The following is a 14,372-nucleotide window of genomic DNA, read 5'->3' as shown; positions in this document are numbered from 1 at the left end:
CCTGATCGGGCGGCGGCTGACTGCGCACGCGTTCACGTACCTGGCTTGGCGACGGCAGCGGCGGATACGCACGCGGGTCGCGGGGATCGCGCGCGTAACGTGGATCGCGCGGATCCTGCGAATAGCGGGGAGTCCGCTGATCCGGATAGGCGCGCGTGTCGCGCGGGTCACGGGGCGGCGGTGGCGTGCGGTCACGGCCCAGCGCACGATCCAGGAACGCGTCGTCCAGCCGCTCCTGGCCGCCCTGGCTCGCCTGTTCGGGCGGAATGCCTTGATCGTCATAGGGCCGCACGTCGGGCGGAATCGGATTGCCCTGCTCGTCGTAAAGCTGCTGCTCCGGAGGCAGCGCGGTCTGGTCGCTGTCCCCGTAATAGGCTTCGGCGTCGGGTTCGAGCTGCCATTGAGGCAGCTTCACTTCGGTTTCGAACGGCTCGACCGGTCGATCGGCAACCGCCTTGCTCATGAAGGCCGCAAATGCCCGGGCGGGGGCTCGGCCGCCCTGCAGTCCGGACACCGGCCGCGCATCGTCGCGGCCCATCCAGACGCCGGTGGTGAGACCGGACGAGAAGCCCAGGAACCAGCCGTCCTTGTTGCTGCTGGTGGTGCCGGTCTTGCCGGCGACGGGACGGCCGATCTGTGCGGCGCGGCCGGTGCCGGCCGAAACCGCGCTCTGCATCAGGTCGGTCATCTCGGCGGCGACCCAGGGCGCGATCAGGACGCGCGACGTGTCGGTGTCATGCTTGTAGAGCACGCGGCCGCCGGTCGTCGTCACCTTGGTGATGCCGTAAGGGACGATCGCGATGCCTTTCGACGCGACCGATGCATAGGCGCGCGTCATGTCGAGCAGCCGCACGTCGGAGGTGCCGAGCACCATCGAGGGCTGGGTGTTGATCGGCGTGGTGATGCCGAACCGCCGCGCCATGTCGGCGATCGTCGTCGTGCCGACATCCTGTCCGATCTTCGCCGCGATCGTGTTGACCGAATAGGTGAAGGCGGTGCGCAGGTTGATCGCGCCGGTGAAGCGGCCGTTGCTGTTGCGCGGGCTCCAGCCGTCGATCGTGACCGGCTCGTCGACGACCATGTCGTCCGGCTTGTAGCCGGCTTCGAGCGCCGACAGGTAGACGAACAGCTTGAACGACGATCCGGGCTGGCGCACCGCCTGGGTGGCGCGGTTGTAGATCGACGTCACATAGTCCTTGCCGCCGATCATCGCGCGGACGGCGCCGTCGCGGTCGAGGGAGACGAGGGCGCCCTGCGCGCCCTTGGGAACATTGGCGCGGATTGCTTCCTGCGCCGCCTTCTGCATCTCCGGATCGAGGGTGGTCCACACGTCCAGCGGCTCGACCGTTTCGTCGATCAGCGTTTCGAGCTGCGGCAGCGCCCAATCGGTGAAGTAGCGCGCGCTGTTCTCGTTCGCGTCTTCGTTCAGCTTGACTTTGGCGCTTTCCGCATTCTCGGCCTCGGCGCGGGTGATCACGCCGTTTTCGACCATCGAGTTCAGCACCACGCCGGAGCGGCCGATCGCGGCTTCCGCGTCGGCGGTCGGCGAATAGCGCGACGGCGCCTTGACCAGCCCCGCGATCACCGCCGCCTCGGCCAGACTGAGGTTGCTTGCCGAATGGCCGAAGAAGCGGCGCGATGCGGCGTCGATGCCGTAGGAGCCGCCGCCGAAATAGACCTTGTTCAGGTAGAGTTCGAGGATCTGGTCCTTGGTGAACTTGCGCTCCATCGCCAGCGCAAGAATCCATTCGCGTCCCTTGCGCGCAAAGGTTCGCGTGTTGGTCAGGAACACGTTGCGCGCGAGCTGCTGGGTGATGGTCGATCCGCCCTGCGCCCAATAGCCGCGCTTCAGCCGCACCCAGACCGAGCGCGCAATGCCGATCGGATCGACGCCGGGATGCGATCGGAAGCGCTTGTCCTCGACCGAGACCATCGCTTCCTTCATCACCGTCGGAATGTCGTCGTAACTCAGCCATTCGCCGTAGCTGGGTCCGAGCGATACCAGCACCGATCCGTCGGCCGCGTGGACGCGGATCATCTGCCCGTTGGGGGAGGATTTGAGTTCCGAGAAGGTCGGCAGCGTCGATGCCTGGAGGTAGACGGCAACGACCAGCGCCACGAGCCCGACCAGCGCACTTGCGCCGCCGATCTTCAGGATGCGGGCAAGCAGGCGCCGCCGTTTCGACGGAGCAGATTTGGGCTGGGGGGAGCGCGAAGGGCGCGGAGGAGAAGCCATCGGGGTATGACGGGTTTACTGGCTAAGACTGCCTGTCACAAGGATGAACAGCTTAAGCCTCCCCTTAGCCGGGCGAGCGCTCAGCCCTTGTTCGGCTCGAAATCGAGGGACACGCTGTTGATGCAATAGCGCAGCCCCTCGGGCCCCGGACCGTCGGGGAAGACGTGACCCAGATGGCCGTCGCAGCGCGCGCACCGCACCTCGACTCGCCGCATCCCATGGCTGACATCCTCGTGCTCGGTGACTGCATCGGGAGCGAACGGGTGCGTGAAGCTCGGCCAGCCCGATCCCGAATCATATTTGGTGCCGCTCTCGAACAGATCGGCGCCGCAGCCCGCGCAGCGATAGGTCCCTTCCGCCTTGTTGTCATAGAGCGCGCCGGCAAAGGCGCGCTCGGTGCCGGCCTCGCGCAGCACATGGTATTGCTCGGGCGAGAGGCGCTTGCGCCACTCGGACTCGGGAAGGTCCAGCTTGTCCATGGCTGCAATGTGGGCCAGCGGCGGGGCTGCTTCAATGGCCGACGCGGGTGGCGCGGGCGACCAAGGTCGCAAGTCCCGGCGCAAGCTTCATCGTTCGAACCAGCAGAGGCGCGGTGACCGGGCGCTCGGCGGCGGCGAGGATCGCTCGCGCAACAGCGATCGGCCGCAGCGTGCGGCGGGCGAGGTCGCGCTGGAACTCGTCGGCCGGGCGGCCGCCCAGCACCGCCTCGCCCGCGCGCATGCCGCTGGTCAACGCGATGCCCATCCCTTCGCCGGCAAGTGACGGTATGACGCCAGCCTGGTCGCCGAGACGGTAGACGCCGGGTGCCGTTCCGGTCGCGCGCCACCCATAGGGGACGGACGCGATCGCATCGATGCCCGCTTTGTCGGCGAGCCATGCAAGCCGCTCGCCGAGCGCCGGAGCTTCGCGTCCGATCGCGTCGAGCAACGCGCGCGGGTCGCCCTCCTCATTCAGCCGCGACTTGCGGACGGCGAGGCACAGATTCGCGCTGCCGTCTTCCTGCAACACAAGCCCGGCATAGCCGCGGTCGAACAGGTGGAGCTCGATCGCGCTTTCGATCAGCCGCGTCAGCGCCGGCGCGGGGCCGAGCCGCACGCGGAGTCCCAGCGCCGGATCGCCTGGCGGTTTGGGCCGAGCGGCGCCGCGGACATCGTGCTTGCCGGTCGCGAGCAGCAGCCGCTCGGGCGCGAACGTCTCGCCATCCGCCCGGATTTCGCGGCCGTCGATCTCGCGCGCCATCACGCCGCGCTCGACGCGCGCGCCCAGCGCTTCGGCATGGGCGAGCAATGCCGAATCGAGCTGGCGCCGCGATACGCCGAGCGCCGGGCGGGGCAGGCGCGCGCTGGCCGACCCGGTCCGCGCGAACAGCCGCACATGGTCGACAGTCGCGCCGCGCAACTTTGGCAGGCCGAGCTGGTCGAGCAGGGCGAGGCTGTGCCAGCTCAGGAACCCGCCGCAGAGCGCGTCGCCGGTCTCGCGCTGCCGCTCCAGCACCAGCGGACGATCTCCGGCGCGCGCGAGGGTGATCGCGGCGGCCGAGCCCGCCGGCCCGCCGCCGAGGATTATTGTAGTTTCTCGACGCACAGCCGAAACGGAAAGGCACGATAGACTCGCGCGCTCACGCCCGCCTCGGCGAGGATCGGCGGCCATTCGGCGGGGCGGTAGGAGCGTGCGATCGAGAGGGTGCCGTCCTCGCGCACGATCCGGTGCCAGCGCATCGCCCTGGCGAGGATCGGAAAGCCGAAATGCGGCAGGCCATGGCGGTGCAGGTCGTTGACCAGCCAGCCCATCCGCGCGGTCGCGTCCATGAAGCGCAGGAAGGCGACCAGCTGGTCGTGCGTCATATGGTGCGCGACCAGGCTGGAGACGATCAGGTCCCAGGGCTCGCCCGCCAGCTCGACATAATCGCCGGTCACATAGCGGATCGGCAGGTGTGGCGGTGTAGCGGCACGGGCGGCCGGCTCGCTGCGGGGATTGAGATCGACGCCGACCAGTTCGCAGGTCTGGCCGCGCTTTTCCGCCCAGCGCGCGATCGTGCGCAGCATGTCGCCATGACCGAAGCCGACATCGAGCAGCCGGAACGGCCGGTCTTCGGTCGCGCGCTTGACGAACGACAGCGTCGGACGCGCGGCCATCGTCCACCAATTGGCCTTGGCAAGGTCGCCGACGATGGCGGCATATTCGGTGGCGGACAGGTCGTCCGCATCCATCTGCTCTTCGGCGAGGCTACGGACCGAAAGGCTCATGCGTTCCGGAACCGGAATCCCTCGGCGGCGAGGCCGGGACCGAACGCGATCGCGACGCCCCGCTCGACCGGCCGGCCGAACAGCCGCGCCAGCACGAACATCAGCGTCGACGACGACATGTTGCCGAAATCCTTGAGCACCGCGCGCGAATCGGCGAGCGAATCGGGCGGCAGCTGCAGCGAATTCTCGACCGCATCGAGGATCGAGCGGCCGCCCGCGTGCACCGCCCATTGGTCGACGCCGCCATCGACGATCGCCTCGCGCAGCTCCGGCTCGGCCAGCGCGGCGCCGATCCGGCCCGGCACTTCGCCCGACAGGTGCATGGCGAAGCCTTCGTCGGTGATGTCCCAGCGGATCAGCGAATCGGATTCGGGGAGGGTCGTCGCGAACGGCGTATCGATCTCGATCCCGTCCGGCTCCGCCGTCACCAGCGCCGCCGCGGCGCCGTCGCCGAACTGCAGCCCGGCGAGCAGCGCCTCGACTTCGTGCATTTCGTGCAGGTGCAGCGAGCAAATCTCGACGGTGACGACCAGCACCTTCGCACGCGGGTCCGACCGCACGATATGGCGCGCGCTCCGAAGCGCCACGACAGCCGCGTAGCAGCCCATATAGCCGACCAGCAGCCGTTCGACCGATGGGCTGAGGCCCAGCCGCCGCGCGATGATCTGGTCGACGCCGGGCGCGACGAAGCCGGTGCAGCTGGCGACGACGATATGGGTGATCGCTTGCGGATCGAAGTCGAGGTCGCCGATCGCCTTCAACGCCAGCGCGGGCGCGACTTCGCCGTAAAGCCGCATCCGGGGCGCAGTGCTCGGCAGCGTGTCGCCGTGATAGAAACCGCCCGGTTCGGTCGGATCGCCGCCGCCGGGCGCGCGCGGCAGCACCGACCAGCGATGCTCGATCCCGCTGCGCCCGACCATGCGCTCGAACAATTTCCGCTGGCGCGGGTCCGGAATCTTATCGAGTGCCCAGCCGATAAAGGCCTGGTGAATGTCATGATCGGGCACCGCCGTCCCGATCGCATTGATGAACGCCTGGGCCACCCGGTTCTTCTTTCTGTGGATTGCGGACTCTGACCGATAACGCACCCGTTGGAAAGCCGGGCCCCGAACGCTAATCGGTCCAACATGAACAGCGCCCCAACGCCGATGATGGCGCAATATCTGCGCCTCAAGGCGGAAGCGGACGATTGCCTGCTCTTCTACCGCATGGGCGACTTCTTCGAGCTGTTCTTCGACGACGCCAAGGCGGCTGCGGCCGCGCTCGATATCGCGCTGACAGCGAGGGGCGAACATGACGGCGCGCCGATCCCGATGTGCGGCGTGCCGGTCCATTCCGCGGAAAGCTATCTGGCCCGGCTGATCAAGGCGGGTTTCCGCGTCGCCATCGCCGAACAGACCGAGTCGCCGGCTGAAGCTAAGGCGCGCGGCTCGAAGGCGCTGGTCGAGCGCGCGATCGTTCGGTTCGTGACGGCGGGGACGCTGACCGAAGAAACGCTGCTGGACGCGCGCCGGTCGAACTGGCTGGTTGCGTTGGCCGAGATCGGCGGCGTGCTCGGCCTGGCCGCGGCGGACATCTCAACCGGCGCCTTCGAAATCGCCGAGATCGCGCCGGACATGCTCGATGCAGAGCTCGCGCATTACGCCGCCGCCGAAGTGATCGCTCCCGAAAGCTGGGGCCGGAACACGATCGAGCGGCCACGCACGACGTTCGACAGCATCGGTGCCGAGCGGCGGCTGTGCGCGCTATTCGGCGTCGCGACGCTCGACGGCCTTGGCCAGTTCGGGCGCGCCGGCGTCGCCGCGGCGGGCGGGCTCGTCGCTTATCTGGAGCATGTCGGCAAAGGCGCGCTGCCTTTCCTCCAGCGTCCGCGCCGCCGCTCGGCCGCCGAGCACATGCTGATCGACGCTGCCACGCGCGAGAGTCTGGAGCTGACTCAGGCGCAGGGCGGCGGGCGGAGCGGGAGCCTGCTCGACTGTATCGACCGCAGCGTCACCGGCGCGGGTGCGCGGCTGCTGGCGTCCGATCTCGGCGCGCCGCTCACCGATCGCGCTCGCATCCAGGCGCGGCTCGATCTGGTCGCGCTGTTTCACGACGACGGCTTGCGCCATGCGACGCGGGCGGCCCTGCGCGCGATGCCAGACATCGGCCGCGCGCTCGGGCGGCTGGTGGCACAGCGCGGCGGCCCGCGCGACTTGGCTCAGTTACGCGATGGGTTGATCGAGGCGCGGCAGCTGCGCGACCGGCTCGCGCGCGTCGACCAGCCGCCGGCGCTGCTCGACGACCTGCTACCCGTGCTGGAAGGTCATGCCGCCTTTACCGATCTGCTCAGCCGCGCGCTGGTGCCGAGTCCGCCGCTCGATGCATCCCAAGGCGGCTATATCGCGGAAGGCTATGACGCGGCGCTGGACGAGCTGCGCGGGCTGGGCGGCGAAGGTCGGCGCGCAATCGCGGCCCTGGAAACCCGCTATCGTGAACAGACCGGAATTCCGTCTCTCAAGATCCGCCACAACGGCGTGCTCGGCTATCATGTCGAGGTTCCCGCGCGCGCAGCCGACAAGCTCATGGCGCCCGATTCGGGCTTCACGCACCGGCAGACGCTCGCCGGCGTGGTTCGCTTCAACGCGCCGGAGCTGCACGAGCAGGCGCTGCGCGTCACCCAGGCCGGGGCGCATGCACTCGCTGCCGAAGCCGCACATCTGGAGGACCTGACCGAACAGGCGCTCGCGCGGCGCGACGCCATTGCCGCAGCCGCCGATGCCATCGCGCGTCTCGACGTTGCCGCCGGGCTGGCGGAGCGTGCGGTCGAGGGCGGCTGGTGCCGGCCGGTCCTGGTCGAGCATCCTTGTCTTGAGATCGAAGACGGCCGCCACCCGGTCGTCGAGGCCGCCGTGGCAAAGACGGGCGCCCGCTTCGTCGCCAACGATTGCCGGCTGTCCGAAGACTCGCGCCTATGGCTCGTCACTGGCCCGAACATGGGCGGCAAGTCGACCTTCCTGCGTCAGAACGCGTTGATCGCCGTGCTCGCGCAGGCCGGCTCCTATGTGCCAGCTTCATCGGCGACGCTGGGCTTGGTCGACCGGCTGTTCAGCCGCGTCGGCGCGTCGGATAATCTGGCGCGCGGTCGCTCGACCTTCATGGTCGAGATGGTCGAGACGGCGGCGATCCTGGCCCAGGCCACGCCGCACAGCTTGGTCATTCTCGACGAAGTGGGGCGCGGAACCTCCACCTATGACGGCCTCGCGATCGCGTGGTCCGTGGTCGAGGCGGTGCACGACCTCAATCGCTGCCGCTGTCTGTTCGCGACCCACTATCACGAGCTGACCCGGCTCGCGGGCACGCTCGATGCGCTGAGCCTCCATCACGTCCGCGCGCGCGAGTGGAAGGGCGATCTGGTGCTGCTGCACGAAGTCGCCGACGGCGCCGCCGACCGCAGCTACGGCCTCGCGGTCGCCAAGCTCGCAGGCCTGCCGCCGCCGGTGCTCGGGCGCGCGCGCGACGTGCTGAAGAAGCTCGAATCGGGTCGCGAGAAAACCGGCGGGATCGCTGCCGGGCTGGACGACCTGCCGCTGTTCGCTGCGACCGCGGAGATCGAGGAGGCGGAGTGCGACGCGATCCGCGCCGAGGTCGAATCGCTCGACGTCGACGCGCTCACGCCGCGCGAGGCGCTGGAAGTCCTGTACCGGCTGAAGGCGCTCGCGCGGGAATAGATCAGCGCGAACGCGCCGCCGCACGTGCGATCGTCAGCAGCTCCTGCGACGCGGTCACGGTGCCGGCCGATCCGCTTTCCATCAGCTTGGCCTGCGCGGCGGTGATGCGTTCGACCAGCATCGCGAGATCGGACGCGCTCCAGCGGCGGAGCTCGGCCGCGACCACATCCCTGTCCTTGAAGAACACGGACTTGGTGGCCTCGCTGAGGCTGGTCCGGTCCGCATCCGCACGAATGGCCGAGAGCTGGAGCAGGCGCCGGAGCATCGCCCGGACGAGCGGGACGCCGTCTTCGCCCGATTCGCTCAGCTGCTTGAGCTCTTCGACGGCAGGGCGGACGGCGCCGGTCAGCACCGCGTCGACGAGCGTGGCCGAGCTGGACTCGCCCTCGCCCGCGCCGATCGCGTCGAGCACTGCGGCATCCACGTCGCGTGGGCTGCCCTCGGCGGCATCGAGATAGGCGGCGATCTTTTCCAGTTCCTGGCCGACGATCGCGCGATCCCCGGCCGCGGCCTCGAAGATCCGGCGCGCAATGTCGGGCGCAATCCTCAGGCCCAGCGCCGCGCCCATGCCGGCGACCATCTGCCCGGCCTCCCGTCCTTCGGGCGGGTAGCTGGCGAAGGCCGGCATGGCGGGCGAGGCGAGCGCGAGCTTCAGCAGCTTGGACGCAGGCTTCAGCGCGCCGGCGACGACCACGACCGGATTTCCTGCCTGCGATGCCGAGAGCAGCGCCTCGACCGCTTCGGTTACTTCGTCCCCGTTCGCGCGGACGCGAATCCAGCGCGCGCCGCCGAACAGCGAAGTCGAGGCGGCTTCGTCGGCCAGCAGCGCCGGATCCCTGGCGAGCGTCGCGCCGTCGAGATCGATCCGCTCGGCATCGGCGCCCATCGCCTTGGCGAGCCGGTCCGCCAGCGCGCGCGAGCCGGCCTCGTCCGGGCCGTGGAGGAGGATGCAGCGGACGCTGTCGCTCGGCCGGTCGAGCGCGCGCTCGATCTCCGCGCGGCTCGCCTTCACTGCGTTCGCTTGGCGTAGAGCGCGATGCGGGCGACGATCTGGTCGGCGACTTCGCCCGCCAGCCGCTCGATCGCGGTGTTCTCGGCCGCGATCGTCGCATATTCGGACTGGACCACGTCGATGCCCGCGTCCGAGCCGGCGGTCGCATCCACCAGCACGGTGCCGTTGGCCGCGTCCTTCAGCTGATAGCGCGCGCGGAGCGTCCGGCGCTCGCGGGTGATCGCGTCGTCGCGGCGGATGCCGAAGCCCTCGATCTTATCGTCGAGCTCGACCGTCAGACGGTAGCGCGGGGAAGCGCCGGGAACGGCGGCGATCCGGTCCTTCAGGGCGTTGGCGACAAGCCAGCCGTTCCGGCCCGGGATCGGCGCGACTTCGACGCCGGCCAGCGCCTGCGCGACGTCGCCGCTCGACCCGCCCGAATAGAGCGGCTGCAGCCCGCACGCCGGCAGCAGCAGCAGGGCGAGGGGCGCGAGCCGCTTCATGCCACCAGGTTTACCAGACGATCGGGGACGACAATCACTTTTTTGGGCGCGGCGCCGTTCAGCTGGCGGACGACGTTGGGCGCGGCGAGCGCCTTCGCCTCCAGTGCCTCGCGCGGTTCGCCGCGGGGTACGGTCAGCGTGTCGCGGAGCTTGCCGTTGATCTGGACCGCGATCGTCACTTCGTCCTCGACCAGCGCCTTGGCGTCGAATTCCGGCCAGGGGGCGTTGGCGACCAGGCCCTGCTGGCCCAGCGCAGCCCAGGCCTCCTCCGCCAGGTGCGGAATCATCGGCGCGACAAGACGAACGAGCGTGCGGATCGCCTCGCTGCGGTCGGCCGAAGGCCTGGCCTTCTCGATCGCGCCGACAAATTCGTAGAGCTTCGCGACCGCCTTGTTGAACGACAGCGCCTCGATATCGGCAGCGACGCCCGCGACGGTCTTGTGGCGACGCGCGGCGAGCGCCGCGTCTGCGCCTTCGGCCTCATCGACACTTTGCACGAGTCGCCAGACGCGGTTCACGAACCGCCATGCGCCTTCGATCCCGGCTTCGGACCAGGCGAGATCGCGCTCGGGCGGCGAGTCGGACAGCATGAACCAGCGCACCGCGTCGGCGCCGTAGCTGTCGAGAATCGGCGCCGGATCGACGACGTTCTTCTTCGACTTCGACATTTTTTCGACGCGGCCGAGCGTCACCGGCTCGCCCGAGAGCGTCACCAGCTTGCCGTCGCGTGTCTCGACCTCGTCGGGGCTCAGCCAGCGGCCGTCCGGCGCCTGATAGGTCTCGTGCGTGACCATGCCCTGCGTGAACAGGCCGGTGAACGGTTCCTTGACGTCGATCTTGCCGAGCCGGTTCAGCGCGCGGGTCCAGAAGCGGGCGTAGAGCAGGTGCAGGATCGCATGCTCGACACCGCCGATATACTGGCCGACCGGCAGCCACGAATCCGCGACAGCGCGATCGAACGGCTTGTCGTCCGGCTGGCTGGCGAAGCGAATGAAATACCAGCTCGAATCGACGAAGGTGTCGAGCGTGTCGGTCTCGCGCCGCGCCTTGCCGCCGCAGCTCGGGCAATCGACATGCTTCCAGGTGGGATGGCGGTCGAGCGGATTGCCGGGCGTCTTGAAATCGACGTCCTCGGGCAGGACCACGGGCAGCTGATCCTTCGGCACCGGCACCGCGCCGCAGGCATCGCAATGGATGATCGGGATCGGCGTGCCCCAATAGCGCTGGCGAGACACGCCCCAGTCGCGCAGCCGCCAGACGGTGGTGCCCTTGCCCCAGCCCTCGGACTCGGCGCGCGCGATCACGGCCCGCTTCGCTTCTTCGACCTCCATGCCATTGAGGAAGCGCGAATTCACGAGGCGACCCGGCCCGGTATAGGCCTCATCGCCCAGGAACACCGGATCGGTGTGCTCGCCATCCGATACGACGCGCGTCACCGTCAGCCCGTATTTGCGCGCGAAATCGAGATCGCGCTGGTCGTGCGCCGGCACGCCGAACACGGCGCCGGTGCCGTAATCCATCAGCACGAAATTCGCGATGTAGACCGGGAGCTGCCAGTTGGGATCGAACGGGTGCTGAGCCGTCAGGCCGGTATCGAAGCCCTTCTTCTCCGCCGTCTCCAGCTCGGCCGCGGTGGTGCCGCCGGCGCGGCATTCCTCGATGAAGGCGGCCGCGGCCGGGTTCGTCTCCGCGACCTTGGCCGCCAGCGGGTGGTCGGCTGCGACCGCCACGAAGCTCGACCCGAAAATCGTGTCGGGCCGCGTTGTGAAGACCTCGACCGTTTCGTGCTCGCGCTTCTCGACTTCGCTCGAAGCGAACGGGCTGCGGGAACGGTCTTCGGAAACTCCGTTCGTTTCGAGCGAAGTCGAGAAATCGAGCGAAGTCGAGAAACCTTCCAGCTTGAATCTAAATTGCAGCCCCTGGCTCTTGCCGATCCAGTTTTCCTGCATCAGCCGGACCTTGTCGGGCCATTGGTCGAGGCTCTTCAGCCCGTCGAGCAGCTCCTCGGCAAAGTCGGTGATCTTCAGGAACCACTGGCTGAGCTTGCGCTTCTCGACCAGTGCGCCGGATCGCCAGCCGCGGCCGTCGATCACCTGCTCGTTGGCAAGCACGGTCATGTCGACCGGGTCCCAGTTGACCGCCGATTCCTTGCGATAGACCAGCCCTGCCTCGAACAGGTCGAGGAACAGCGCCTGTTCCTGGCCGTAGTAATCGGGCTCGCAGGTTGCGAGCTCGCGGCTCCAGTCGAGCGCGAAGCCCAGCGACTTCAGCTGGTCGCGCATCGTCGCGATATTGGCGCGGGTCCAGCTGCCCGGATGCACGCCTTTTTCCATCGCCGCGTTCTCGGCCGGCATGCCGAACGCGTCCCACCCCATCGGGTGCAGCACTTCCATGCCCTTCATGCGCCGATAGCGGGCGAGCACGTCCCCCATCGTGTAGTTGCGGACATGGCCCATATGGATGCGCCCCGACGGATAGGGGAACATCTCGAGGACGTAGGACTTGGGCTTCGGCGAGGCGTCGGACGCGTGGAACGTCCCCTGCTCGGCCCAGACACGCTGCCACCGCGCGTCGGCCGCCTTGGGGTTGAATCTGTCGGCCATGACTTACCGGATGCCGGAAGCGGCGCGCCTCAGGTCCCGCGCGCGGGTCAGGATGATGTCTTCCAGCTTCTGCACCGTCGCGGCCGCGACCGGCGCTGCGACCCACTGGCCGCCCTGCTGGATCTGGCGCGACGCGGCGACCTTCAGCGCATCGGCGCGCAGATCCTGGTCGAGCACAGAGACGGTGAGCTTCATTCGCTCGCCCGGCGACTTGGGGTTCACATACCAGTCGGTCACGATCACGCCGCCGTTCGAATCCGCCTGGAGCAGCGGCATGAACGACACGGTGTCGAGCGCCGCGCGCCACAGATAGGAATTCACGCCGATCGTGGTCACCTTGGCGGCGGCGAGGTCCGCTTCCTTGGTCTTGTCCGGGGACTTGCCGTAGTTCAGGCCCTTGGCGAGATCGTCGCGGATTGCCTGGCATGCAGACAGGGCCAGAACGGAGGACACGAGCAGAACGAACCGGGACGGGCGGAACATGGGGAATCCTTGGAACACGCAGGGCTGATCGCGCGCCGTTATAGGGGCTCGCCTAAGCGGAGCAAGCCGCCGCTGCGCGCGCGTGTGGGCGTTCTGCAACACTGTGGAAAGATTCGACTCTTTGGCGGTGGCGAGTCCGCAGCGGACTCGCTACTTGGGGTGTTCGTATAGCGGGGTGAAACGAGTCGATAGAATGCGCGCGCGTCGCACATATCTGGCTTTGGGCGTAGCGACGGCCGTCGTTGCGGCCATTGCCGTGCCTGCGATCGGCGCCTCGTCCCACTCGCCGCGCGTGGTGTCGAAGCGCCCGGTGTCGCTGAGCGCCCGCGGCGGCATCGGATCGTTCACGCCGGCGGCCGCCGATCCGCGCGTCGCCGCGATCTACGGACGCGCCGGCCTCGCCAACAGCGGCTTCCGCTTCACGCCGGCCTCCACCAACCCGGCCGGCAGCCATGCGGTGACGGTTGCGGTCCGCGCCGTCTCGACCGCCGGCAAACCCGAGCCGACCCGCGCCAGCACTGCTTCGGTCAGCATCACGCCGGTCGCGTACAATCTCGGCATGGCGATCGGCTGGAAGCGGTTCGCGATCGCCGGCGACGTTGCCCGGGTCGATATGGGCGCCTTGCCCGGCAGCCGCGAAAAGCTGGACGTCGGGATCAGCTATAATGCGCCGAAATGGAGCGGCCGCCTCCAGGTCGGGCAGGATCGCCCCGTCGACGTCGCTTCGGCGAACCTGACCGGCGGCCGCAGCGTCAACTTCGATCTCGGCGGCTCCTATTCGCTGACCAAGAACCTCGATGTGACCGCGGGCGTCCGCTACAAGACTGAACGCCGCGACCGCCTGCAGATCATCGACGACGGCCGCCGCGACAGCCAGGCGGTCTATATCGGGACCGCGTTCAAGTTCTGATTGCGGTGCGGACGGCTAGCATCGATTCCGACCTATACGACGTTGTGATGGGTGCTTTAGGCATCCTCATCGCTCCGCTCTGGCTTTATCTCATTTGGCTATCTCTTAGATCGGGTGTCACTTGGGGATGGCCCAACGGGCCAACCCGCAGCCATAAGCCCGCGTTTTTCTGGCTTTCCATGCTCGCCTATTTTGGGCTTGCCGTGGGCTTTGCGTGGAATGGATTCATTCGACTCTAAGGCCGGCTTTTAACGCGTTTCAGAATTGCGTGGGTCAACCATCCATGCATCTATCGCCGCCCAACCCTCAGCGCCCAGCTTCGGCAATCGGCGGAAACGCGTTGACGTCATGCCGCCTAATGCGATGACGGGTGTCCGTGCGGGCCCTGCGAGGCGGGCGAAGTGGTGCGGACCCAGCGCCCGCGCGTCTGGATGCGAGCGGGTTGGGAAGACGGGCGAGAGGAACAGGAGGGCGGCGCCGGCGCGTTCGGCGGCTCGCATCTCGGCGCGATTGTGGACCGGGTACAGGCGCGGGAGCCTGCCGCGACGCCGGCTGGCGCCGTAGACAGCCTGCGCGTCCGCCTGCCGCGCTTCGGCTTCCGTGCCCGCGAAGGCAACGAAGTGGCCCTGGCGGCGGATGCGTTCTGCCATCGCCAAGCGATCGGCGAGCGGCAACGAATAATGCCGGACG

13 protein-coding genes are annotated in these 14,372 nt (G+C 68.3%); 3 read left to right on the top strand and 10 right to left on the bottom strand.

The window, feature by feature from the left end:
- From VFT73_RS05655 to VFT73_RS05635, 5 genes are all read right to left on the bottom strand, one after another.
- The coding region (locus tag VFT73_RS05655) for a PBP1A family penicillin-binding protein (RefSeq protein WP_326409188.1) at positions 1–2,236 on the bottom strand (2,236 nt) is incomplete at its 3' end.
- 80 nt (positions 2,237–2,316) lie between these two features.
- Complete coding sequence (msrB, locus tag VFT73_RS05650) at positions 2,317–2,715, bottom strand: peptide-methionine (R)-S-oxide reductase MsrB (RefSeq protein WP_326409187.1); 399 nt, start codon at positions 2,713–2,715, stop codon at positions 2,317–2,319.
- A 31-nt stretch (positions 2,716–2,746) separates the two neighbouring features.
- Complete coding sequence (locus VFT73_RS05645) at positions 2,747–3,820, bottom strand: NAD(P)/FAD-dependent oxidoreductase (RefSeq protein WP_326409186.1); 1,074 nt, start codon at positions 3,818–3,820, stop codon at positions 2,747–2,749.
- Complete coding sequence (locus VFT73_RS05640) at positions 3,799–4,482, bottom strand: methyltransferase domain-containing protein (protein WP_326409185.1); 684 nt, start codon at positions 4,480–4,482, stop codon at positions 3,799–3,801. Before VFT73_RS05640 ends, VFT73_RS05645 begins: the two co-directional genes overlap by 22 nt.
- On the bottom strand, positions 4,479–5,525 hold the full coding sequence (locus VFT73_RS05635; RefSeq protein WP_326409184.1) for a type III polyketide synthase: 1,047 nt from the start codon (positions 5,523–5,525) through the stop codon (positions 4,479–4,481). Before VFT73_RS05635 ends, VFT73_RS05640 begins: the two co-directional genes overlap by 4 nt.
- A 105-nt stretch (positions 5,526–5,630) precedes the next feature.
- Between VFT73_RS05635 and mutS the strand changes: the two genes are divergently transcribed.
- On the top strand, positions 5,631–8,192 hold the full coding sequence (mutS, locus tag VFT73_RS05630; protein WP_326409190.1) for a DNA mismatch repair protein MutS: 2,562 nt from the start codon (positions 5,631–5,633) through the stop codon (positions 8,190–8,192).
- A 1-nt stretch (position 8,193) separates the two neighbouring features.
- On the opposite strand, the gene holA is transcribed toward mutS, so the two are convergent.
- From holA to VFT73_RS05610, 4 genes are read right to left on the bottom strand one after another with little or no spacing between them, the layout of a single operon-like run.
- Entirely contained in the window at positions 8,194–9,204 is a 1,011-nt protein-coding gene (holA, locus tag VFT73_RS05625) for a DNA polymerase III subunit delta (RefSeq protein WP_326409183.1), read from the bottom strand.
- Positions 9,201–9,686 (bottom strand): LPS assembly lipoprotein LptE, encoded by a 486-nt coding sequence (gene lptE / locus VFT73_RS05620; protein WP_326409182.1) that lies wholly within the window; start codon positions 9,684–9,686, stop codon positions 9,201–9,203. Before lptE ends, holA begins: the two co-directional genes overlap by 4 nt.
- On the bottom strand, positions 9,683–12,289 hold the full coding sequence (leuS, locus tag VFT73_RS05615) for a leucine--tRNA ligase (RefSeq protein WP_326409181.1): 2,607 nt from the start codon (positions 12,287–12,289) through the stop codon (positions 9,683–9,685). Before leuS ends, lptE begins: the two co-directional genes overlap by 4 nt.
- A 3-nt stretch (positions 12,290–12,292) precedes the next feature.
- Entirely contained in the window at positions 12,293–12,772 is a 480-nt protein-coding gene (locus tag VFT73_RS05610) for a DUF3576 domain-containing protein (RefSeq protein ID WP_326409180.1), read from the bottom strand.
- A gap of 193 nt (positions 12,773–12,965) precedes the next feature.
- On the opposite strand from VFT73_RS05610, the gene VFT73_RS05605 reads away from it, so the two are divergent.
- Positions 12,966–13,682: a hypothetical protein gene (locus tag VFT73_RS05605; RefSeq protein WP_326409179.1), complete on the top strand. Its 717-nt coding sequence runs from the start codon at positions 12,966–12,968 to the stop codon at positions 13,680–13,682.
- 248 nt (positions 13,683–13,930) lie between these two features.
- Here the strand turns inward: VFT73_RS05605 and VFT73_RS05600 are convergent, their stop codons facing one another.
- Positions 13,931–14,182 (bottom strand): thiamine phosphate synthase, encoded by a 252-nt coding sequence (locus VFT73_RS05600; RefSeq protein ID WP_326409189.1) that lies wholly within the window; start codon positions 14,180–14,182, stop codon positions 13,931–13,933.
- Here VFT73_RS05600 and VFT73_RS05595 point away from each other — a divergent pair.
- Positions 14,084–14,372 (top strand): hypothetical protein (locus VFT73_RS05595; protein ID WP_326409191.1); only part of this gene is annotated, 289 nt, incomplete at its 3' end. The two genes, VFT73_RS05600 and VFT73_RS05595, sit on opposite strands and share 99 nt — an antisense overlap.

This window comes from Sphingomonas sp. (assembly GCF_035758555.1).
Classification (GTDB): domain Bacteria; phylum Pseudomonadota; class Alphaproteobacteria; order Sphingomonadales; family Sphingomonadaceae; genus Sphingomonas_B.
The sequence above is the reverse complement of the archived record's forward strand: the minus strand, read 5'-3'. Positions and strand labels throughout refer to the sequence as shown.

Excerpts from the sequence above, each read along its gene's own strand:
- msrB (WP_326409187.1), bottom strand. The coding sequence starts at position 2,715 with ATGGACAAGCTGGACCTTCCCGAGTCCGAGTGGCGCAAGCGCCTCTCG.
- VFT73_RS05640 (WP_326409185.1), bottom strand. The coding sequence starts at position 4,482 with ATGAGCCTTTCGGTCCGTAGCCTCGCCGAAGAGCAGATGGATGCGGAC.
- mutS (WP_326409190.1), top strand. The coding sequence starts at position 5,631 with ATGATGGCGCAATATCTGCGCCTCAAGGCGGAAGCGGACGATTGCCTG.
- lptE (WP_326409182.1), bottom strand. The coding sequence starts at position 9,686 with ATGAAGCGGCTCGCGCCCCTCGCCCTGCTGCTGCTGCCGGCGTGCGGG.
- leuS (WP_326409181.1), bottom strand. The coding sequence starts at position 12,289 with ATGGCCGACAGATTCAACCCCAAGGCGGCCGACGCGCGGTGGCAGCGT.
- VFT73_RS05610 (WP_326409180.1), bottom strand. The coding sequence starts at position 12,772 with ATGTTCCGCCCGTCCCGGTTCGTTCTGCTCGTGTCCTCCGTTCTGGCC.
- VFT73_RS05605 (WP_326409179.1), top strand. The coding sequence starts at position 12,966 with ATGCGCGCGCGTCGCACATATCTGGCTTTGGGCGTAGCGACGGCCGTC.
- VFT73_RS05600 (WP_326409189.1), bottom strand. The coding sequence starts at position 14,182 with ATGCGAGCCGCCGAACGCGCCGGCGCCGCCCTCCTGTTCCTCTCGCCC.